The organism is Pradoshia sp. Z4_20, from assembly GCF_058216035.1.
This window is the reverse complement of record NZ_JBZAJD010000014.1, coordinates 1-21,134: the sequence shown is the minus strand read 5'-3', so window position 1 is coordinate 21,134 and position 21,134 is coordinate 1. Positions and strand designations below refer to the sequence as shown.

General features: G+C 41.4%; 18 protein-coding genes and 1 riboswitch. All 18 genes read right to left on the bottom strand.

What is annotated here, in order from left to right; translation table 11 throughout:
* Window positions 1-8: 8 nt before the first annotated feature.
* The 18 genes from pcrA to AC4BHP_RS18015 all read right to left on the bottom strand — a co-directional run bounded on the left by pcrA (window position 9) and on the right by AC4BHP_RS18015 (window position 20,662).
* Window positions 9-2,282, bottom strand: a complete 2,274-nt coding sequence (gene pcrA, locus AC4BHP_RS18100) for a DNA helicase PcrA (RefSeq protein ID WP_490553637.1) — start codon at window positions 2,280-2,282, stop codon at window positions 9-11.
* A 64-nt stretch (window positions 2,283-2,346) separates the two neighbouring features.
* On the bottom strand, window positions 2,347-3,039 hold the full coding sequence (gene pcrB, locus AC4BHP_RS18095) for a heptaprenylglyceryl phosphate synthase (protein ID WP_066108493.1): 693 nt from the start codon (window positions 3,037-3,039) through the stop codon (window positions 2,347-2,349).
* A 239-nt stretch (window positions 3,040-3,278) separates the two neighbouring features.
* Complete coding sequence (locus tag AC4BHP_RS18090) at window positions 3,279-3,578, bottom strand: YerC/YecD family TrpR-related protein (RefSeq protein ID WP_066108496.1); 300 nt, start codon at window positions 3,576-3,578, stop codon at window positions 3,279-3,281.
* Between the two features lie 15 nt (window positions 3,579-3,593).
* Window positions 3,594-4,625 (bottom strand): DUF3048 domain-containing protein, encoded by a 1,032-nt coding sequence (locus tag AC4BHP_RS18085; RefSeq protein WP_148631360.1) that lies wholly within the window; start codon window positions 4,623-4,625, stop codon window positions 3,594-3,596.
* Window positions 4,626-4,695: 70 nt separating this feature from the next.
* A complete protein-coding gene (locus AC4BHP_RS18080; protein ID WP_066108501.1) occupies window positions 4,696-6,441 on the bottom strand; it encodes an adenine deaminase C-terminal domain-containing protein in 1,746 nt (581 codons plus the stop codon).
* 851 nt (window positions 6,442-7,292) lie between these two features.
* Complete coding sequence (purD, locus tag AC4BHP_RS18075) at window positions 7,293-8,564, bottom strand: phosphoribosylamine--glycine ligase (RefSeq protein ID WP_139892772.1); 1,272 nt, start codon at window positions 8,562-8,564, stop codon at window positions 7,293-7,295.
* A 19-nt stretch (window positions 8,565-8,583) separates the two neighbouring features.
* Window positions 8,584-10,116 (bottom strand): bifunctional phosphoribosylaminoimidazolecarboxamide formyltransferase/IMP cyclohydrolase, encoded by a 1,533-nt coding sequence (gene purH / locus AC4BHP_RS18070; RefSeq protein WP_066108505.1) that lies wholly within the window; start codon window positions 10,114-10,116, stop codon window positions 8,584-8,586.
* Entirely contained in the window at window positions 10,113-10,694 is a 582-nt protein-coding gene (purN, locus tag AC4BHP_RS18065) for a phosphoribosylglycinamide formyltransferase (protein WP_066108508.1), read from the bottom strand. The genes purH and purN overlap by 4 nt, the downstream gene beginning before the upstream one ends.
* Before the next feature lie 68 nt (window positions 10,695-10,762).
* The gene (gene purM / locus AC4BHP_RS18060; protein WP_148631358.1) at window positions 10,763-11,788 is read right to left on the bottom strand and encodes a phosphoribosylformylglycinamidine cyclo-ligase; all 1,026 of its coding nucleotides are present in this window, start codon (window positions 11,786-11,788) and stop codon (window positions 10,763-10,765) included.
* A gap of 42 nt (window positions 11,789-11,830) precedes the next feature.
* On the bottom strand, window positions 11,831-13,249 hold the full coding sequence (gene purF / locus AC4BHP_RS18055) for an amidophosphoribosyltransferase (protein WP_490553633.1): 1,419 nt from the start codon (window positions 13,247-13,249) through the stop codon (window positions 11,831-11,833).
* The gene (gene purL, locus AC4BHP_RS18050) at window positions 13,225-15,459 is read right to left on the bottom strand and encodes a phosphoribosylformylglycinamidine synthase subunit PurL (RefSeq protein WP_140462127.1); all 2,235 of its coding nucleotides are present in this window, start codon (window positions 15,457-15,459) and stop codon (window positions 13,225-13,227) included. Before purL ends, purF begins: the two co-directional genes overlap by 25 nt.
* Window positions 15,443-16,126, bottom strand: a complete 684-nt coding sequence (purQ, locus tag AC4BHP_RS18045) for a phosphoribosylformylglycinamidine synthase subunit PurQ (protein WP_066108516.1) — start codon at window positions 16,124-16,126, stop codon at window positions 15,443-15,445. The genes purL and purQ overlap by 17 nt, the downstream gene beginning before the upstream one ends.
* Complete coding sequence (gene purS / locus AC4BHP_RS18040; RefSeq protein WP_066108519.1) at window positions 16,123-16,377, bottom strand: phosphoribosylformylglycinamidine synthase subunit PurS; 255 nt, start codon at window positions 16,375-16,377, stop codon at window positions 16,123-16,125. Before purS ends, purQ begins: the two co-directional genes overlap by 4 nt.
* Window positions 16,370-17,095 (bottom strand): phosphoribosylaminoimidazolesuccinocarboxamide synthase, encoded by a 726-nt coding sequence (gene purC, locus AC4BHP_RS18035; RefSeq protein ID WP_306821563.1) that lies wholly within the window; start codon window positions 17,093-17,095, stop codon window positions 16,370-16,372. The genes purS and purC overlap by 8 nt, the downstream gene beginning before the upstream one ends.
* A 100-nt stretch (window positions 17,096-17,195) precedes the next feature.
* Window positions 17,196-18,488, bottom strand: coding sequence for an adenylosuccinate lyase (gene purB, locus AC4BHP_RS18030; RefSeq protein ID WP_066108525.1), 1,293 nt, complete (start codon window positions 18,486-18,488; stop codon window positions 17,196-17,198).
* On the bottom strand, window positions 18,488-19,663 hold the full coding sequence (gene purK, locus AC4BHP_RS18025) for a 5-(carboxyamino)imidazole ribonucleotide synthase (RefSeq protein WP_490553630.1): 1,176 nt from the start codon (window positions 19,661-19,663) through the stop codon (window positions 18,488-18,490). The genes purB and purK overlap by 1 nt, the downstream gene beginning before the upstream one ends.
* Complete coding sequence (gene purE, locus AC4BHP_RS18020; protein ID WP_490553628.1) at window positions 19,650-20,141, bottom strand: 5-(carboxyamino)imidazole ribonucleotide mutase; 492 nt, start codon at window positions 20,139-20,141, stop codon at window positions 19,650-19,652. Before purE ends, purK begins: the two co-directional genes overlap by 14 nt.
* 124 nt (window positions 20,142-20,265) lie before the next feature.
* Window positions 20,266-20,369, bottom strand: a riboswitch (purine riboswitch).
* 92 nt (window positions 20,370-20,461) lie between these two features.
* A complete protein-coding gene (locus AC4BHP_RS18015; protein ID WP_490553627.1) occupies window positions 20,462-20,662 on the bottom strand; it encodes an NETI motif-containing protein in 201 nt (66 codons plus the stop codon).
* Window positions 20,663-21,134: the final 472 nt, after the last annotated feature.

Sequence of the window (21,134 nt, the reverse complement as noted above, 5' to 3'; positions counted from 1 at the left end):
CTTGCGGACTATTGTTTTGTGATTGGTGCAAATTTGGCAAGGAGTCGTTTGATACCCATAGATGGGAATGCAATATCCAGCTCCAGACCGTCTCCGCTTCCTTTTACGCTGACAACTGTACCTACGCCCCATTTACCATGGGCCGCTTTATCGCCAACCTGCCAGTCGAGTTTTTCTCCGCCGGACTCATTCATCATCGATCTTCCGACAGTTTTAGGTCTTGCTGCACCATTGATTCCTGAATTGTTAAGACCGGCACCATTTATACCCGTTCTAGTTCTTGTACCTGAACCTGACTGCATAAAGGAAGGTCTTGACTGCCTTTGCTCTTCAGGCGGATTTAACAGTTCAATTAAATCCTGTGGAATTTCTTTAATAAAGCGAGATACAGGGTTCAGATTAGTACGTCCATATAATGTACGCATCTGTGCATTCGTAATAAATAATTCACGTTCAGCCCGTGTGATCCCAACATAAGCAAGCCGTCGTTCTTCTTCCATTTCCGCTTCTTCCATTAAGGCACGGCTATGCGGGAAGACACCTTCTTCAAGTCCAATCAGGAATACAGCAGGGAATTCCAGCCCTTTTGCCGAGTGAAGTGTCATTAATACAACGCCATCTGTCACGGCTTCATCCTCATCCATACGGTCAATGTCCGCAACAAGAGCAAGGTCTGTTAAGAAGGCAACCAGGCTCTTATCATCACTGCCCTTTTCAAAGTTTTTCGTAACAGATAAGAACTCATCAATATTCTCTAGGCGTGTTTCTGCTTCAATCGTCTTCTCAATTTCCAACGACTTTCGATACCCTGATTTTTCAATGACTTCTTCTATTAATTCTGTAACAGACAGGAATTCCTGCATTTGCGTATAGTTTTTAATTAGGTCCCTGAATTCAGCAGCCCCATTATAAGCTTTACCGCTAAGTCCAATAAATTCAAGCTCCATCATAGCCTGATACATAGAAATATCATGATCGGCAGCATAATTAGCAATTTTATCAACTGAGCTTGCTCCAACTCCACGCTTTGGAACATTGATGACCCTGCGCAAGCTAATATCATCGTCCGGATTGGCAATGAGTCGCAGATAAGCAAGAATATCTTTAATCTCTTTACGATCATAGAACTTAATACCGCCAACAATCGTATATGGAATATTGGATTTAAGCAGAACTTCCTCCATTACCCTTGACTGAGCATTCGTACGGTACAAAATGGCAATATCAGATAGCTTCTTCCCTTGCTGTTCTGTCAGCTCTTTAATCTTTCCAGCAACGAACTGTGCTTCACCCTGTTCACTGTCCGCACGGTAATATGCCAACTTATTCCCTTCCAGGTTTTCTGTCCACAAATTCTTTTCCTTACGATTCAGGTTGTTGTTAATTACTCCATTGGCAGCCGCTAAAATCCGTTTTGAAGAGCGATAATTCTGCTCAAGCAAAATAACATTGGCATCAGGATAATCCTTTTCAAAGGAGAGAATGTTGGCAATATCAGCACCACGCCAGCGATAGATGGACTGATCGGAATCACCAACTACACATAGGTTTTTAAAACGCTGTGCCAATTTCTTTACAAGCATATATTGTGCACGGTTCGTATCCTGATACTCATCCACGTGAATATATTGAAACTTTCTTTGATAGAATTCCAGTACTTCCGGAACCTTATCAAAAAGTTCAAATGTCTTCATAATCAAATCATCAAAGTCCAATGCCTGATTTTTACGGAGTCGCTTCTGATACTCTGTATAAAGATCAGCTACTGTTTGCTCATAGTAATTGCCTGCACTGTTCGCAAATTCCTCATAGTTGATCAATTCATTTTTGGCAGAGGAAATGGACCCAAGAATCGTCTTAGGATCGAATTTCTTCGTATCAATATTCTTCTCTTTCATTATTTGCTTAATAACCGTTTGCTGATCACCTGGGTCAAGAATTGAGAAATTGCGATTCATACCAATTCGGTCAATATCACGGCGCAGGATTCGCACGCACATTGAGTGGAAAGTAGAAATCCAAATATCCTCTGCAGCGCCGCCTAGGATTCCCTGAATTCTTTCCTTCATTTCTCTTGCTGCCTTATTGGTAAACGTAATGGCAAGAATATTCCACGGTGCTACTTCTTTTTCTACAATTAGAAAGGCAATGCGGTGGGTAAGTACCTTTGTCTTCCCACTGCCCGCTCCGGCCATAATTAGCAAAGGTCCATCCGTAGCTTGTACAGCCTCTTTTTGTTTATTATTTAATCCCGTTAACAGTCGATCTGTTAAGAATTGCATTATGACACCACCCTAACGAACATTTGTTCTTATTATACTTCATCCAATGGCTTTAACGACAATTTTATTTATTCTTTTTGGCAGAATCTACTGTCAAGAGAGCCGTTTTTAAATCCTCATAGACGAGGTTTCCGACTACAATTACATCTGACAAGCTGGACATTTCCTCAGCTTTTTCGATGCTTGTAATCCCTCCGCCGTAGAATAGCGTTGTATTCATCAATGTATTTTTAACGGTCTTGACAAGTGCTGGATCCCCATACTTTCCGCTGTATTCCAAATAAAAAATAGGCAAATTTAATACTTTTTCTGCCACAAGAGCATAGGCTGCCGCATCTTCTTCCGTCAAATCGGTATTGGCATCCGTTAAATCTGCTGCCTTACAATCAGCATTCATGATGCAATATCCTTCCACATGCATTTCGTCCCAATTAATCATGTGGCCAAATTCTTTAATTGCTTCTTTATGCAAACCAAGAATCCAATCCGGATTCCTGCTATTTAAAACAGATGGTATAAAATACAAATCAAATCCCGGGGTTATGGATTCTATATTTGATACTTCAAGCACACAAGGCAATGTATAACGCCTAACGCGGGCCATTAAGTCCAGAACATTTTCTAGTGTAACACCATCTGTTCCTCCGACAATAATAGCATCCGTACCCGATTCACAAACCTTTTCGAGTGCTTCATCTGAAATTTCCTTATTAGGATCGAGTTTAAACACATGTTTCCACTCGCGAAAATCGTACATGCAAAACAGCCCCCATTCTAATTTCCATTTAACCATTATAGCATTCCTTTTAGAGTTCCCAAAGAGTTAGAAAATTCATATGCACAACTGTTATCTAACTGGTTATAAATATGTGTTCTACTCTGGTGCGCGCCTACTTAATTGAAAATTAGAGGATACGTTCATAGACAAAGGTGTACATATAAAAAAGCAAGCAACCGATGTGCATATTCCACGCGGTCTGCTTGCTTTTATTTATTTCAGGCATTATCTTCCTTTAATCTTCCAAGTGCCATTGAGTACGCATCATTCCCGTAATTCAAACAACGTTTAACCCTTGAAATAGTTGCAGTGCTTGCTCCGGTTTCAGTTTCAATCATATGATACGTTTTACCTTCTTCAAGCATTCGGGCAACCTCGAGGCGTTGGGCAAGAGATTGTATTTCATTCACCGTACATAAATCATCAAAGAAACGATAACATTCATCGAGATCTTTCAAGGATAATATCGCGTTGAATAATTGATCCAACTCTTTCCCTTTTAGTTTGTTAATTTGCATATATCCAGGTTCCTCCTAATCATTTGAGAGTTTGACACTATTATTTAAGCCCGGTTGATCCGGAATAATATTAATCCATGTTTTTCCCTGCACCAATTTTACTTCCGTTTCACCGGATACAGGTACAATTCGACCATCTTTACTTACCCATTGAATCTCCAGGCGTTTACCTTTTTGCAGTAAGTATGCATCTCCGCCCGCAGTTAAATCAATACTCCTGCGGCCTTTATCATCAATCACCTTATGAATAGCTTCCACAATAAGGATATTATCCAGTAGAACGGGATCTTTCGTATCTTGATCTTCCGTGCGTACTCCCGCTGTATGGCGTGTATACTTTTCACTCGCCGAATCATACTTATAGGTCACATCATAATCTAGAGATCCATAAGATAGAGCAGCAACTTTATAGTCATCACCGGAAATTAATCCTGTTTCATCGTCGGAAAAAAAGCTATACGGCGGGGTATTCTCTTCCATTGAATAACCTTCTTTTTGTGCACCCTCTAAGATATTTTCATAGGTGATATAGGAATTATGCGGCGCTTTTCGATCAGAAGATCGTTTGAAGAGTGTCCCGTCATGGTTAAGTCCGTTCAAGTGGTCTATATAATCAGATTGAATCAGCTTTTTCGCATCAGGACTCCAGCCATGAAAAATATACAGGCTTTCATATCCTTTGGCAAGCTCTATATAATAATCTCTCGCACTTCTAATTGGCCCAATGTTTTCGGGAAATTCGCTTTGGTAGATAGCCAAAAACCTAGTTATATTACTTTCAGCTAAAACCTCATATACGACATCTGCTTTAGATAGGCCAGACTGTGGTCTTGCTTTGGGATGATTATTGACCATAACCGATACAGCCCTGTGGTTGACCTCTTCGTCCGTTCCCACACCCGTTAACGGATACGTATTCACCGGCTTAGCAGCTACCTCTTCTTTATCAGTTTGAGGTTTATCAATAATGGTTTCTTCCTTATTCCCTGAACACCCTGCCAGAAGGACAAAAACTAAAGCCACCATGAACCCAGCTTTCCTCAACATGCCCTACACCCCTTAAAGTGAAATTAACCCACCATGATCTACCTTTTATTTTTCTCTATTCTTTATTATTTTAACGCATTATAGTCGGAAAGAGTACAGATTTATTCATAACGTCATATAATCCTGCCTGTGTTACCCTTATATAAGGTAAATGAGTAGAGGAAAAGAACAGTAAAGAATAAATCGGATCCTCGAATGGGTATCCCTTTTCAGTCAATATTTCTCGCAATCTAGTTTCTTCTTCTATTAAAATCGGAAGTTCTTGATTAGACATCATTCCTTGCAGCTCCAGAGGCATTTCGAACAATATTTCACCTTTCTCTGCAATCACAATTCCCCCACCGATTTCTTTCATTCGGTTAAAAGCCAGTCTCATATCTTTCTTACTTTTTCCAATCAACAATATATCCCCAGAGTTAGAAAAGGATGAAGCAAATCCATACAAACGGTTGGCAAACCCCTTTAATATCGTATTGATTCTGAATTTACCATCTCTTGTTAGGTACGTAAAAAAGCTCTCATCATGGTCTTCATCCAAAACTTCTCTTGAAATATCAATATGAATCGAATATGGCTTAGTGATGACGCTATTTTCCATATTGATGCCAAATGGCATTGAGTATTGGAAGTCGTAATCTGTAAGCTCCCAATCAAGCTCCAGAGGGCTAAGGCCAAAGTCTTTCCAGGCGATCGATGTTCGATTCGTTTCAACCTGTCTTCCATCCCTTTTCACCCACTGCCCTTTTGATAAAACAGAGTGAGGAGTAGGCTGATCCTTGGCAGACAGGAAGTTAATATTGGCTACTCGTCCTGTCGCAATATTTCCGTGTAAATAATCGATATTATAATAGCGGGCTATATTTAAGGAAGCCATATTATACGCATCAATAATAGGCACACCTTTTTCAATTGCTATCGAGATTAATTGATCCGTAAATCCATCTTTATAAAATCCAGGTGTTGAACCATCTGTATTAAAAAATAATCGATCATAGGAGTTCAATTCGTATTCTTTTAAATCATCCAAAATACGGGGTAAATCCGGACGAATGGACGAATGCCTCAAGGACACATCATATCCCTGCATCAGTCTGCGAATGACTTCTTCTCCTGTCATAGCCTCATGATCACAATCCGCACCAAGCAGCATTAATTTAGATAATGTTTTTTCAGAAGCGCCCGGGAAATGTCCTTCAATTTTCTTTCTCATTCTTTTTGCTTCCTGTATCCAGTGAAGCATCATGTCATCTCCATCAAGAAGACGCGGCCATCCTGTTAGCTCTCCAGCCTGCAGGACTCCATCGTGCTCAAGCCAGCTCTTTACATTAGAATGCGAGAATACCATCTCTTCATTTCTCAGCTCAGTTTGAGAATCCAATCTGGCCCACCAATACATGCTGATTGGAAGATGACGTAATTCCTTCAGCAGTGCAAACGCTTGTCTATTGTCCAAAAGAGTAAACAAAAGCATGTTATCATTGATTAAGGTGGTTGTTCCATATTGAGCAGCATGCATGCCAAGAGTAGCCGGATTATATAATTGATATGGATGGGCATGCGGTTCAATATAACCTGGTACCAGGTATTGATCCGTACAGTCTACAATCTCATACCCGTCCTGTATAACAGGCATGTTATCCCCGACATATACAATACGATCTTCATAGATCCATATATTCGCCTTCATCCACTTTTTAAACACCTGATTCAAATACACGGCATTCGTTAAAACAAGAGTTGGCGCTACTTTACCATCTATCACATGAACATGCTCGCGCAGTTGTTTATTTTTCCATCTATATCGTTGTCCAAGCATAAAAATACCCCCTTCGCAAAACATCATTTCTTATATTTAAAAAAACGGAAGCATCGCCCTTCCATTTTTAAAATTAAAATGTAAGCCTTTTCAATATACTAACATATTTTTATTATTTAGAGCATTAAAGAATGAAATTAATTTGTAATTCTTTACATTTCAGCATTATTAAATAACTATAAGTATTTTTGGATATATGACTTTTACGTATAATCACATTAAAAAGTTCCCTTTAATAAAGGAAAAAGATTAGACAACCCCCAAATAGACTCTTCCCTTGCCCCTTTAAACTAAACCTGTAAAGCCGCATTATTTATTTTATCGCTCTCAAGATGCAGGGATACAAAAATGTATATGGATAGGAAGTATCCTATACTTCTTCAAAAAACATCATTTCTCTTTAAAAAATGATATCTTTTTAGTAATTTTTGTCGCAAAAAACAAGTTAATGATTTTTCTAGTCTAATATTTAAGAATATTATTGTTTTTTAAAGGTATATGAGCGAATTTATTAAACTATTGAGCGATTTTAAAAATAAATGAGCGAAAACAAAGATTATTGAGCGATTTTAGAGGATTTATGAGCGAATTTCATAGAATAGAGCGAATTATACTGTGATTGAGCGATATTAATAGATTTTACGCGAATTCCCTTCTGATTTGTTGAAGTTTGTTTGAAGCGATTTAAAATTTATCTTATTACTAAACATAAAGTGATTGGATCACTTTTTGCCAACGTTAACCATGCTCCTCTGCATACCTTTTTGGCATATGAAAAAGGCCGACCTCTTCAGGTCGACCAGTAGCCAATTTAATGTTCCTTGCATTACTAACTAGCTAATAAACAGCCTCTAACCGTTATATTTTTCAATAGCACGCTCTCCAATATCATGGCGATAATAGAGACCATTACATTGAATTCCCTCTAGCTCCCGATAAGCCTTTTTCTGGGCAATCTCCAGTGTTTTACCGAGTGCAGTTAGTAAGAGGACTCTTCCTCCATTTGTCAAAAACTCACCCAGTTCATTTTTATTTGTCCCTGCGTGATAAATATGTGTATCGATATCAACATACTTTAAGCCTTTTATAATACTGCCATTTTCATACTCACCTGGGTAGCCATTAGCTGCCATGACGACTCCAAGGGCGCTTTCTTCAGACCATTCCAAATCCATATCGACAGAATTCAGAACGTTTTCAACCACATCCATAAAATCTGACTTTAACCTTGGTAGGATGACCTGTGTTTCCGGGTCACCAAATCGGGCATTAAACTCAATCACCTTTGGACCCTCAGCAGTAGCGATTAATCCGGCATAAAGGACCCCGGTGAATGATTTACCCTCTTTCACCATTGCCTTTGCTGTCGGTATCAGAATTTTCGCTAACGCCTGGCTAACCATGTCTTGACTGATGTGCGGAACAGGAGAGTAAGCTCCCATTCCACCTGTGTTCGGACCTTTATCACCATCAAAAGCACGTTTATGATCCTGAGCAATTTCCATCGGATAGACCTTTTCCCCATTTACAAAAGCCATAAAGGAGAACTCCTCCCCAATCAAAAATTCCTCAATCACAACTTTTTTAGAAGACTCTCCAAACCTTTGATTGAGCAGCATTTCTTTCAAGGCACTGAGCGCATCCCCTTCCGTCATTGCGACGACTACACCCTTGCCTGCTGCAAGACCATCCGCCTTAATAACAATTGGTGCACCCTTTTTCTTTACATATTGGACTGCCTTTTCATAATCCGTAAATGTTTCATATTCTGCTGTAGGAATATCATATTTTTTCAGTAAATCCTTCGTAAAAGACTTACTTCCTTCTATTATGGCGGCAGCTTTGGTGGGTCCGAATACGATTAGGTCATGGTCCAGAAATTCATCTACAATTCCGTTCACTAAAGGAGTTTCCGGACCTATAAATGTTAGTTCTATTTCATTTTCTTTCGCAAAATCAACTAATCTGGTATGATCTATCTCCTGGATATCCACAATCTCAGCAACATCTGCCATTCCGGGATTGCCTGGTGCTACAAATACTTTTGTAACGCGCTTGCTCTCAGCAAATTTTCTGGCCAATGCATGTTCGCGACCTCCACGCCCTATAACAAGTACTTTCATCATCTCGTGTCTCTCCCTCTTAATGTTTGAAATGCCGTACTCCGGTAGTAACCATCGCAATACCATACTCATCTGCTTTTTTTATAGAGTCCTCATCTCGCTTTGATCCGCCTGGCTGAATGATAGCGGTAATCCCGGCTCTGGCCGCGGCTTCCACTGTGTCATCCATTGGAAAGAATGCATCTGATGCGATAATGGCGCCTCTCGCTTTTTCACCAGCCTGTTCTAAGGCAATCTTCGCAGCGCCGATACGATTCATTTGACCAGCACCTACTCCCAGTGTCATTTGCTCATCTGTTACGATGATTGCATTTGATTTAACATGCTTTACGAGTTTCCATCCAAATTGAAGAGCTTTCCATTCAGCTTCAGTAGGTTCTCTTTTTGTAACAACCTGAAGCTCTGCATCCTGTATAGTTGCCTCATCTGACTCTTGGACAAGTAAACCGCCTGTAATGGAAGATAGTTTTTTCTCCCTTTTCTCTCTTCCCTCAAATTGAATAGTAAGTAAGCGAATATTTTTCTTAGATGTTAAGACCTCTAATGCCTCGTCAGTAAATGATGGGGCAATCACAATTTCCAAGAAAATTTCATGAAGCAGTTTCGCCGTTTCAGCATCTACTTCCCGATTTAACGCAACAATACCGCCAAAGATAGATGTAGGATCCGCTTCATATGCCTTTTGGAATGCTTCATAAATAGTGTCTCCAGTTCCTGCGCCGCAAGGATTCATATGCTTCACAGCAACAGCAGCCGGCTGTTCAAATTCCTTCACGATTTGCAGGGCAGCATCTGCATCATTGATATTGTTATAGGATAATTCCTTACCATGCAGCTGCCTGGCTGCTGCAATTGAAAAAGTAGAGCCAAGTGGTTTTGCATAAAACGCAGCTTTTTGATGAGGGTTTTCACCGTAGCGAAGTGGTTGCTTTAACGTGTATGTAACAGTATAGTTTTCAGGCTGATCCTCTTCTGCCAAATTTGTCATGTATTCAGCAATCAGGGCATCATAAGCCGCTGTATGGCGAAAAACCTTTGCCGCCAGCTTTCTTCTATCCAATAAGGAAAGTTCTCCATTACGGAAACCATTAAGTACTTTTCCATAGTCAGCAGGATCCACCACAACTGCTACAGACTCATGGTTTTTAGCAGAGGCCCTCAGCATTGCAGGACCGCCAATATCAATATTCTCGATTGCCTCTTCAACTGTCACGCCTGGTTTAGCAATCGTTTCTTGGAATGGATAAAGGTTCACACAAACCAGCTGAATAGGAGCAATCCCTTGTTCTTCAAGCTGAGCCATATGGGATTCATCGTTTTGTTTTCCAAGGAGACCCCCATGAATATAGGGATGTAAAGTTTTTACGCGCCCATCCATTATTTCCGGAAAACCTGTCACGTCACTGACGCTGATAACTGGAATACCATGATCCGACAATGTTTTTTTGGTTCCACCTGTGGAAATAATCTCAAAGCCCAGCTCCGTAACTCCTTTGGCGAATTCTACAATCCCCTCTTTGTTTGATACACTGATCAATGCCCGCTTTTTCATACTTTCTCCTCCTGTTCGTTGCTTAACTGCTCTATAATGCGTGGATATAGGTTATGCTCTACCTGCTGAATTTTCCTGTGGATCTCCTCCACGCTCTCCCCTTTATGTATCGAGACGGCTCTCTGTGCAATAATCGGTCCCGTATCCATGCCTTCATCTACATAATGAACCGTAACCCCCGTCACTTCGACGCCTGCTTCTATCGCCTGCAAAACGGCATTTTTTCCTGGAAAGGCTGGCAATAAAGAAGGATGAATATTAATAATGTGATTAGGATAGGCCCTTAACAGCACTGAGCCAATTAATCGCATATAGCCTGCCAAAATAATCATCTCGACTTCTTTCGCCTGCAACTCCTGTAAAATTTGCTGTTCATAATCCTCTTTCAAAGGAAAATCCTTTGGAGAAAAGGATAATACCGGAATATTTAACTTTTCCGCCCTATCTATACAGTAAGCACCTGGATGATCACAAATCAGCAATTCTATCGAGGCATACAATTTTCCTTTTTCCACCGCTTCTGCTATCGCTTGAAAGTTACTGCCATTACCTGATGCAAATATAGCAATTTTTTTCATAGCTTCTCCCTTAGTCTTATATGATTTCAACTTAATAAGCTACTAAATTGTCTTTGCCTTTTTGTAAATCAACGGAAATGCACGCCTTCTTTTTGAATCACCCGACCGATTCTTTTTGCGTCTTCCCCCAATTGATTCAGGGTACCAATTAGCTCACTCGCTTTTTCAGCCTGTACAGCTAGAACCATGCCAATCCCCATATTAAAAATCGAATACATGTCATCCTCTTCAAGTGATCCTTTATCCTTTATAAGGTTGAAAATCGGATTAATTTCCCATGTTCCTTTTTTAATTTCCGCCCCAAATCCATCCGGAAGCATGCGCGGTATATTTTCGATAAATCCTCCTCCGGTAATGTGGGCGATTCCATGAACTGAGCCGGACTTCAAAACTTCAAGGATGGGTTTTACATAAATCTTAGTTGGACGCAGTAATTCTTCTCCAAGCATACAATCCAACTCTTTGATAAATTGATCCAATTTCATTGACGATTCATCAAGTAATACCTTTCTCACTAGCGAAAACCCATTGCTATGAATCCCACTTGAAGGCAGCCCAATTAATACATCGCCATCTCGTACAAGGCTTCCATCAATCAGCTTCCTTTTTTCTGCCGCACCAACCGTAAAACCAGCCAGATCATATTCATCTACAGAATACATTCCAGGCATTTCAGCCGTTTCACCGCCAATTAAGGCACAGCCTGCCTGCTCACATCCATCCGCTATTCCTTTTACGATTGCCTCAATTTTTATCGGTTCTGCTTTTCCGCAAGCAATATAGTCAAGAAAATATAATGGTTCTGCACCTTGGGCAATAATATCATTTACACACATGGCAACGCAGTCAACACCAATTGTATCGTGCTTATCCATCATCATAGCGAGCAACAATTTAGTCCCGACTCCATCTGTTCCCGAAACGAGTACAGGCTCCTTAAGGGACAATGCCGACAAATCAAACATACCTCCGAACCCGCCCAAAGCACCGAGTACCTCTGGTCTTTGTGTACGGCTTACATGCTTTTTCATACGTGAGACGGATTCATAGCCTGCTTCAATATCCACTCCTGCACGTTTATATGCGTTCGCCAAAGTGACCATCCTTTCATACTTCCTGTCAATAATCTATTGCCGTTACTTTATTTTTTCATATGCCTGATCATCGGTGGCATAAATTTCAGTTGGATAGTTCCCCGTAAAGCATGCCATGCATTGACCTCGATACTCGCCACCAAAAGGCCTGCCAATTGCCTCAACCGTCCCCTCCACACTTAAAAAGGTCAGAGAATCTGCTCCGATCATCTCCCTGATTTCCTCAACCGAGTTAAACCCGGCAATCAGCTCTTCTTTGGACGATGTATCAATTCCATAAAAACAGGGATTTTTGATTGGAGGAGAGCTAATGCACACATGTACCTCTTTTGCGCCGGCTTCTTTAAGCATCGTCACAATCCTCCTGCTGGTCGTTCCCCTTACAATCGAATCATCCACCATGATGACCCTTTTGCCCTCGACCACACCGCGCACTGGGGCCAGCTTCATTTTCACCCCTTGCTCACGTAGAGATTGGGATGGCTGTATAAAGGTCCGTCCCACATATCGATTTTTAATTAACCCCATCTCATATGGAATCCCGCTTACTTCGGCATAACCGATAGCTGCCGATATACTTGAATCCGGTACACCTGTGACAACATCCGCTTCAATTTGCGCTTCAATAGCCAGTTGTTTCCCCAGGTTCTTCCTGGCCGTATGAACGTTAATACCATCTATATTGCTATCGGGTCTTGAAAAATAAATATACTCCATACTGCACATGGCTTTGCCCTGTGATTCAGCAAAATACTCTGATTGGATGCCGTCATCATTAATCGTCACCAGCTCTCCGGGCCGAACATCCCGAATATAATCAGCACCTATTAAATCGAAGGCACATGTCTCAGATGCAGCTACATATCCTTCACCGATTCGTCCGATGGAGACAGGACGCAATCCATGTGGGTCCACAGCAATCATCATTTCTGTTTCTGTCATGACCAGAAATGCATAGGCCCCTTGGACGAACGATAAAGCCTGCTTTATTCGCTTCTTAAAACAAGCTGAACCAGAGCGCCTAATTAAGTGGGCCAGGACCTCTGTATCCGAGGTTGTATGAAAAATGCTCCCATCTATTTCAAGCTGATTTTTTAATTGGGTTGCGTTTACCAAATTTCCATTATGAGCGAGAGCAAAACTACCGACAGTCTGAGAATTAAACAAAAATGGCTGAACATTTGCCACTCCGCCTCCTCCTGCTGTCGCATAGCGAACATGGCCGATTGCGCTCCGTCCCTTCATATCCTCAATGATCTTTTGATTGAAAACTTCATTCACAAGTCCTTCTGCTTTATGCGATTTCAATACTTGGCCATCTGTAACGACCATTCCCGCTCCTTCCTGTCCACGGTGCTGCAGACTGTGTAAACCATAATAGGTTAGTTGAGATGCTTCAGTATGTCCCCAGATTCCAAACAATCCACATTCTTCATTTAGTCCACGGATTTCAGCAAGCATGGTATGGCTCCCTTCCAGGCTATCAGTAGTTGTTTTGCTTCAATATCAATAACTGTCTCTTCCTGGCCGGCATGAATAACGTATTTTTCTGTATCTGTTACAATACCTATTTGAACCGCTTCCGGAATAATTTCTTTGAAAGGTCCGACTTGTTCAGGCGATACAGTCACAAGGAAACGGGATTGTGATTCTGCAAACAACCGGGTGGCCAAATCCCCCTCTAAATTCACTTCAAAACCAAGGTTTTCTGCGCCAAACAATCCTTCTGCAAGTGCTATGGATAATCCTCCTTCTGCCAGGTCATGAGCTGACTTTATTACACCCGCCTGAATCGCTTTCAACAGCTTTTCCTGCCGGTCTTTTTCAACCTGAAGATTCAGATGGGGCGCTTTACCAAAAATCCGTCCATCATTCATGAATTTTTGCAGCTCACTACCGCCGAATTCAGCATATGTTTCTCCTATTAAGTAGATTAAATCTCCCTTTTCTTTGAAGGATTGAGTGGTGATATGCTTGAGATTATGAACAAGTCCAACCATGCCAACGACCGGTGTCGGGTAGATCGCTTCTCCATTTGTTTCGTTATACAAGGAAACATTCCCACCAATCACCGGTGTCCCTAGTACACGACATGCTCCACTTAATCCATCTGCCGCTTTTTCGAGCTGCCAGAAAATTTCAGGCTTCTCCGGATTCCCGAAGTTCAAACAGTCTGTAATCGCCAACGGTTCACCGCCTGAACAAATAATATTACGTGCTGCTTCAGCCACCGCAATTTGACCGCCTGTTTCCGGGTCTAAATAGAGATAGCGGGAATTGCAGTCTGTTGTCATCGCCAACGCTTTTTCCGTGCCGCGAATACGAACGACGGCTGCATCAGAACCTGGCCCTACAACCGTATTCGTGCGTACCATATAATCATACTGGTCATAAACCCATTCCTTACTCGCTATAGTCGGTTGTGCCAATAACGATAGCAGAGTTTCTGTATAGTTGTTGATGACAGGTACTTCATCTTCCATCGCTTGAAACTCTTGAAAATAATTAGGCTCTTTGGACGGTTTATAGTAAACTGGCGCCTCCTCAGCTAGTGCATCTGCTGGTACATTTGCCACCACTTCGCCTCTATATGTTAAGCGAATCATTTTATCTTCCGTTACAGTGCCCACATCGACCGCTTCAAGGCCATACTTTCCAAACAGCTCTTCGATTTCTTGCTCCCGTCCTTTTTTGGTTACAATCAGCATTCTCTCCTGTGATTCAGATAACATCATTTCATAAGGTGTCATTCCTGTTTCTCGCTGAGGAATCCTATCTAAATTCATTTCAATTCCGGATCCCGCTTTGGAGGCCATTTCAGCAGAGGAACTGATTAATCCAGCTGCGCCCATATCCTGTATTCCTACAAGTGCATCCGATTTTACAAGCTCCAGGCATGCTTCAAGTAAAAGCTTTTCCATGAATGGGTCCCCTACTTGTACGGCTGGCCGTTTGGAATCAGAATCATCTGTTAATTCCTCCGAGGCGAAGGTTGCTCCATGAATGCCATCACGACCTGTTTTTGCCCCGACATACATAACTGTATTTCCAACTCCATGCGCCTGACCCTTCTTAATATCCTCATGATTGATTAAGCCGACACACATCGCATTTACAAGAGGATTCCCCTCATAGGAAGGATCAAACTGAATCTCACCACCAACAGTTGGTATTCCGATACAGTTTCCATATCCGGCAATCCCAGCTACAATTTCCTCAAACAAATACTTCATCCGTGGAGTTGTTAATTCTCCAAAACGCAAGGAGTTCAGCATGGCAATCGGTCTAGCCCCCATGGAAAAGACATCGCGGATGATTCCACCCACGCCTGTGGCTGCACCTTGATATGGTTCGATTGCGGAGGGATGGTTATGGCTTTCAATTTTAAAAACAACCGCTTGCCCGTCACCAATATCCACAATACCCGCACCTTCTCCGGGCCCTTGCAGTACACGTTTACCTGTTGTTGGGAACTTCCTTAATACAGGCTTTGAGTTTTTATAGCTGCAATGCTCAGACCACATAACTGAAAACAAACCAGTTTCTGTATAGTTTGGCAAGTGCCCAAGAATTTTTTCTATCTTGGCAAACTCATCATCCGTCAATCCCATTGTGGCATAAATTCGTTCTTCTTTAATCATGGTTGGACTTGGCTCAAGCATTAACGACATTTGTTTCCCTCCAGTATTGAACAATCGATTTGAATAACTTGATTCCATCGGCACTGCCAAGTAAGGAGGAAACAGCCCTTTCCGGATGGGGCATCATCCCAAGAACATTGCCTTGCTTATTCATAATTCCCGCGATATCCTGATGACTGCCATTTGGATTTCTATCATACGTAAACAGAATTCGATTTTGTGTCTTTAACTGTTCCAGCGTCTCCTCATCACAATAGTAATTTCCCTCGCCATGAGCAATCGGGATAGTGATTTGTTCATTTTTGGTATAGGAGCTCGTAAAAGGAGTTTCGTTGTTCACAACATTCAACTTTTGCGGTCTGCAAATAAACTTCAAATCAGCATTACGCCGCATAGCTCCCGGCAGCAATCCCGCCTCCAGTAATACCTGGAATCCATTACACACACCGAGGATCGGAATACCATCCAATGCCGCTCTTTTCACAGCCTCCATAATGGGTGAAAATTGGGCAATTGCACCGCACCGTAAATAGTCACCATACGAAAACCCTCCAGGCAGCAGGATAGCATCAAAGCCTTCGAGACTCGTTTCCGTATGCCAAACATATTCCGCATCTTCTCCAACCTCATCACGAACGGCATGATACATATCAATATCACAATTGGATCCCGGAAAGACGATTACGGCGAATTTCACTGTCCGATAACCTCCTCTATGCTGTATCGATAATCTTCAATGACCGTATTGACTAACAATTTTTCGCACATATTGCGGACCGCCTCATCAACATCAGCAGTAGATTCAGAGAGTTCCAACTCCATATACTTGCCAATTCGCACATCCCGAACCTCCGGGAAATTCATGGCATTCAATGACTTTTGTACAGCAGTTCCCTGCGGATCCAATACACTTTCACGAAGAGTGACATAAACCTTTACTTTATACATGTTGAACGTCCTCCAGCTTAGCAAGAATTTTTTTATAGGCATCTGTTAAACTGCCGAGATTCCGGCGGAATATATCCTTATCCAACTTTTCATTTGTATGCGAATCCCAAAGACGGCAAGTATCCGGTGAAATTTCATCCGCAAGCAGGACATGGTCCTTCTCATCTTTGCCAAACTCAAGCTTAAAATCTATTAATCTGATGTCCATAGAAGCAAATAAGCTTCGCAACATTTCATTGATTTGCATAGACTGTTTTTTTAATATTTCGACTTCTCCAGCTGTAGCAAGGTCCAGGACGTTAATATGATCTTCTGTTAATAGCGGATCACCAAGCTTATCGTCTTTATAATAAAATTCCACAATCGGCCTTTTAAGAGGTGTTCCTTCCTCTACACCCAATCTTTTAGAAAAACTGCCGGCAGCAACATTGCGGACTACTACTTCTAAAGGAATAATGGTGACTCGTTTAACGAGCTGTTCTGTTTCTGATATTTTTTTAATAAAATGCGATTCAATACCCTTAAGGTGAAGCCATTCGAATAGCAGGCTCGTGATTTGGTTATTCAGATGTCCCTTCCCCTCAATCATTGCTTTCTTTTCCCCATTAAATGCAGTTGCTGAGTCCTTGTATCGGATTAGGACGATTTCCGGATTATCAGTTGCATAAATTTGCTTTGCCTTGCCTTCGTAAAGAAGTTCATTCTTCGCCAATTGGATATCCTCCTATATGGTAATAATCCTGATAAGCCAAACACGGATGGAATTAATGTAAAAGGGGCACCCCTCAACCTTTATTAAGTAGTGCCCCTCGTTAAAATTACAGCCCCATACGTTCAAAAATGAAATCTACATTTTTCAAATGATAATGGTAATCGAAGCAATCATCCAATTCTTCAGTAGACAGGTAGGCCGTAATTGTTTCATCCGCTTCTAGCAATTCACGGAATTGAATCTGTGTTTCCCATGCCTCCATCGCCTTAGGCTGAACGGTATCATACGCTTTTTCACGAGACAATCCTTTATCAATTAAAGCAAGCAATACACGCTGTGAATAAATCAGACCATAAGTGCGGTCCATATTACGCTTCATATTATCAGGGAACACCGTTAAGTTTTTCACGATATTACCGAAGCGGTTTAACATATAGTTCAATAAAATGGTCGCATCCGGGAGGATAATTCTTTCAGCAGAAGAATGTGAAATGTCCCGTTCATGCCAAAGTGAAACATTTTCATAGGCCGTCATCATGTGGCCGCGAATCACACGGGCCAACCCAGTCATATTCTCCGAACCGATTGGATTGCGTTTATGCGGCATAGCGGAAGAACCCTTCTGCCCCTTCGCAAAAAATTCCTCTACTTCACGTGTCTCACTCTTTTGCAAACCACGAATTTCAGTTGCAAATTTTTCAATAGAAGTCGCAATCAATGCTAATGTAGACATGTATTGTGCATGTCGGTCGCGCTGTAGGGTTTGGGTAGAGATTGGAGAAGGTTTGATCCCAAGATTTTCACACACAAACTTTTCTACAAATGGATCAATGTTCGCATATGTTCCAACAGCACCGGAGATTTTACCATACTCTACTGTATCTGCAGCTTCTTTTAGTCTTTTTAGATTCCGCTTCATTTCTTCATACCATAATGCCATTTTCAAACCAAATGTCGTTGGTTCAGCATGGACGCCATGAGTACGTCCCATCATAACCGTATATTTATGCTCCTTCGCTTTTTCTGCCAAAATTGTAATAAACCGCTCCACATCAGCGATTAAAATATCATTGGCCTGCTTCAGCAAATAAGATAAAGCCGTATCGACTACATCTGTAGAAGTCAGACCATAATGAACCCATTTCCGTTCTTCTCCCAGCGATTCTGAAACGGCACGCGTAAAGGCAACCACATCATGTCTGGTTTCTTCTTCAATTTCTTTGATACGATTCACATCAAAGGAAGCACGCTCTCTCATTACTTTTACATCCTCTTTAGGGATTGCACCAAGCTCTGCCCAGGCTTCACAAGCCAAAATTTCTACTTCGAGCCATGCTTGAAAACGATTCTCCTCTGTCCAAATCTTTCCCATTTCCGGTCTTGTATAACGTTCAATCATTATTTCATATCCACCTTTTCTTTTTTGTCTCCTGTTTGTTCAGTCCATATATTTGATTGATTAAGCATCTCTAATATTTCCATCGGATGCTCTCCTAAGACTGTAATATGCCCCATTTTTCTATCTTTCTTCGCTTCACGCTTCCCATAAATATGTACTTTCCAATCAGGCTCATTCCCTAAAGCCTTTATAACCGGTTCTAAATGCTGACCCAAAACATTGACCATTACCGCACTGGAATGTAATTCAGTATGACCAAGCGGCCAATTACACACCGCTCTTATATGTTGCTCAAATTGAGAGGTTTCACAAGCCTCAATCGAAAAATGTCCGGAATTATGAGGTCTCGGCGCTAATTCATTCACCAAAATATCATCCTGGTCGAGCAGGAACATTTCAACGGCTAATGTACCAACCACCTGTAATGATTCTGCCAATTGTACAGCCGATCCGATTGCATGGATTTGGGTGTTTTCATTGATTCTCGCCGGGACAATCGATTGATGCAAAATATTATTGACGTGAATATTCTCTGCAACAGGAAACACCCGTATGGAACCATCCAATTTTCGAGTTACTATCACTGAAATTTCCTTTTGAAACGGTATAAAACTCTCCAAAACACAAACTCCATGGCTCAGCAATTCAGAGCCTTTGGCTAAATCTCCTTTATCCCGTATAACAAGCTGTCCTTTTCCATCATAACCACCTCGCGCTGTTTTCAAGACAGAAGGATAGCCAAGTTTAGAAATAGCTTGACGAAGATCCTCAAAACTTGCAATGACCTCGAACGGGACAACTTTGACACCTGATTTCTCAATCGCCTGTTTTTCAAGAACCCGATCCTGCGTAATTCTTAATATATCCGTACCCTGCGGAATATATGGATTACCCGTTAGTTGATCTAACGCATCAGCATCAATATTTTCAAATTCAAATGTGAGTACATCACTTATCTTTGCCAAGCGCTGCAGAGCCTCTACATCATTAAATGGGGCCGTGATTTCCATATCCACAATTTGGCCGCAAGGACTGTTGGGCGTTGGATCAAGCACAGCTATCTTAAAACCTAAATTTCTGGCTGCCAATGCCAGCATTCGCCCCAACTGACCGCCACCTATTATCCCAATCGTCTGGCCAGGTAAAATAACTGGTGCCTGCTTACTCAAGTTCATCACAACTTTCAATTGATTGTCTTTGAATTTTTAATCTATATTGTTCAAGTTCTTCAGCCAATTCTTGCTCGAAGGTCCCTAATATCTGTACTGCTAAAAGACCTGCATTTTTTGCACCGGCTTTGCCAATCGCCATCGTTGCTACAGGAACACCACCCGGCATTTGAACAATAGACAGCAAAGAATCCAAACCGTTTAGAGCGTGGGATTGCACAGGCACACCAATTACAGGCAAAGTGGTTTTGGCTGCTACCATCCCAGGTAAATGGGCTGCTCCGCCTGCACCGGCTATAATCACTTTTAGTCCACGACTTCGCGCGCTTTGGGCATATTCAAACATTAAATCAGGCGTTCTATGAGCTGAAATTACTTTTTTCTCATAAGCCACCTTAAAATCATCCAGAATAGTACATACATGCTTCATCGTTTCCCAGTCTGATATGCTTCCCATGATTACTCCAACCTTAAGGTCATTCATCATTTTCGCCTCCAAATAAAAAAGCTGCATGAACACACTTTCAAAAAAGAGAAAGCAGTCCACACAGCTTATATGCTATGCCAAACCGAGCACTTAGGACAAGTACTATGCCCTCACATATAAGGTGAGGTCCGCTTTCTCTCATAGTCCAAAAATTTATTCGGTCTTTGGGTAGAAACTTGCAGGCCATATCCCCGCTATTATATGAGAGAATTATTTATTTTAATGCTTATTGTTCGTACCTATCTTACCAATAGGGCTAATTGTATGTCAACTAAAAACCGAACACTTCTGTTATTTAATGCAATATCGTTCGGTTTTCAATCAAATGATTTGCCTTCAAAAATAATCTGGCGTGCAACCGGAATATATTCTATCTGATCGCCATTCTTCACTTCCTTAAAAATTGGTTTCTCCATACGTCTTACGGGAAAGTATCCTTCCTTTTTCATACGCTCCAAGCATTCATCAATGCTTTCATTCTCCTGCAATTCAAACTTTTGTTTCTTTGGCTTAGCCAATCGACCCTCGTCCTTTCTGTTACTTACTCTACTAGTAGTGTATCCCATTTAGTACTCTTTTCGGAAGTTTTGTTACAGAATTTTATGTGACTGGTGTAAGCGTGGACTGGCAAAAGTTTTCTTCTTTATGGATAGGAATTTCAGTTTAACACTGTGCCGTCTCACACCTATTCTCCAGCAAAAACACATCAAAGTATGTACGGTAAGACGTATATAAGTGATGTCAGAATTTGAGCTGAAATGTGCTTAATATGAATTGTCATGGGTAGATATAACAATTTTAAAAAGCTTGGCTTTCCCTCAGATTTTACTCATCTTTGTCCCATTTTTTCAACTTATGTCTTCTTTCCAGCCTACTAATCATGCTGATAACTCAACCTCAATCCCCAAAAAAGCACAAAAAAACCAGCTCATCAACTGAACTGGTTTCTTAAATTGCCCGGCAACGTCCTACTCTCACAGGGACTCGCGT

Coding starts and splice junctions, on each gene's coding strand:
- AC4BHP_RS18085 (WP_148631360.1), bottom strand. CDS start 4,625: ATGTTGAGGAAAGCTGGGTTCATGGTGGCTTTAGTTTTTGTCCTTCTG.
- pcrB (WP_066108493.1), bottom strand. CDS start 3,039: ATGTACGATTTTCGCGAGTGGAAACATGTGTTTAAACTCGATCCTAAT.
- AC4BHP_RS18090 (WP_066108496.1), bottom strand. CDS start 3,578: ATGCAAATTAACAAACTAAAAGGGAAAGAGTTGGATCAATTATTCAAC.
- AC4BHP_RS18080 (WP_066108501.1), bottom strand. CDS start 6,441: ATGCTTGGACAACGATATAGATGGAAAAATAAACAACTGCGCGAGCAT.
- purK (WP_490553630.1), bottom strand. CDS start 19,663: ATGAACTTGAGTAAGCAGGCACCAGTTATTTTACCTGGCCAGACGATT.
- purH (WP_066108505.1), bottom strand. CDS start 10,116: ATGAAAAAGCGGGCATTGATCAGTGTATCAAACAAAGAGGGGATTGTA.
- purD (WP_139892772.1), bottom strand. CDS start 8,564: ATGAAAGTACTTGTTATAGGGCGTGGAGGTCGCGAACATGCATTGGCC.
- purF (WP_490553633.1), bottom strand. CDS start 13,249: ATGCTTGCTGAAATCCGTGGACTAAATGAAGAATGTGGATTGTTTGGA.
- purE (WP_490553628.1), bottom strand. CDS start 20,141: ATGAATGACCTTAAGGTTGGAGTAATCATGGGAAGCATATCAGACTGG.
- purN (WP_066108508.1), bottom strand. CDS start 10,694: ATGAAAAAAATTGCTATATTTGCATCAGGTAATGGCAGTAACTTTCAA.
- pcrA (WP_490553637.1), bottom strand. CDS start 2,282: ATGCAATTCTTAACAGATCGACTGTTAACGGGATTAAATAATAAACAA.
- purS (WP_066108519.1), bottom strand. CDS start 16,377: ATGTATAAAGTAAAGGTTTATGTCACTCTTCGTGAAAGTGTATTGGAT.
- purB (WP_066108525.1), bottom strand. CDS start 18,488: ATGATTGAACGTTATACAAGACCGGAAATGGGAAAGATTTGGACAGAG.
- purL (WP_140462127.1), bottom strand. CDS start 15,459: ATGTCGTTAATGCTTGAGCCAAGTCCAACCATGATTAAAGAAGAACGA.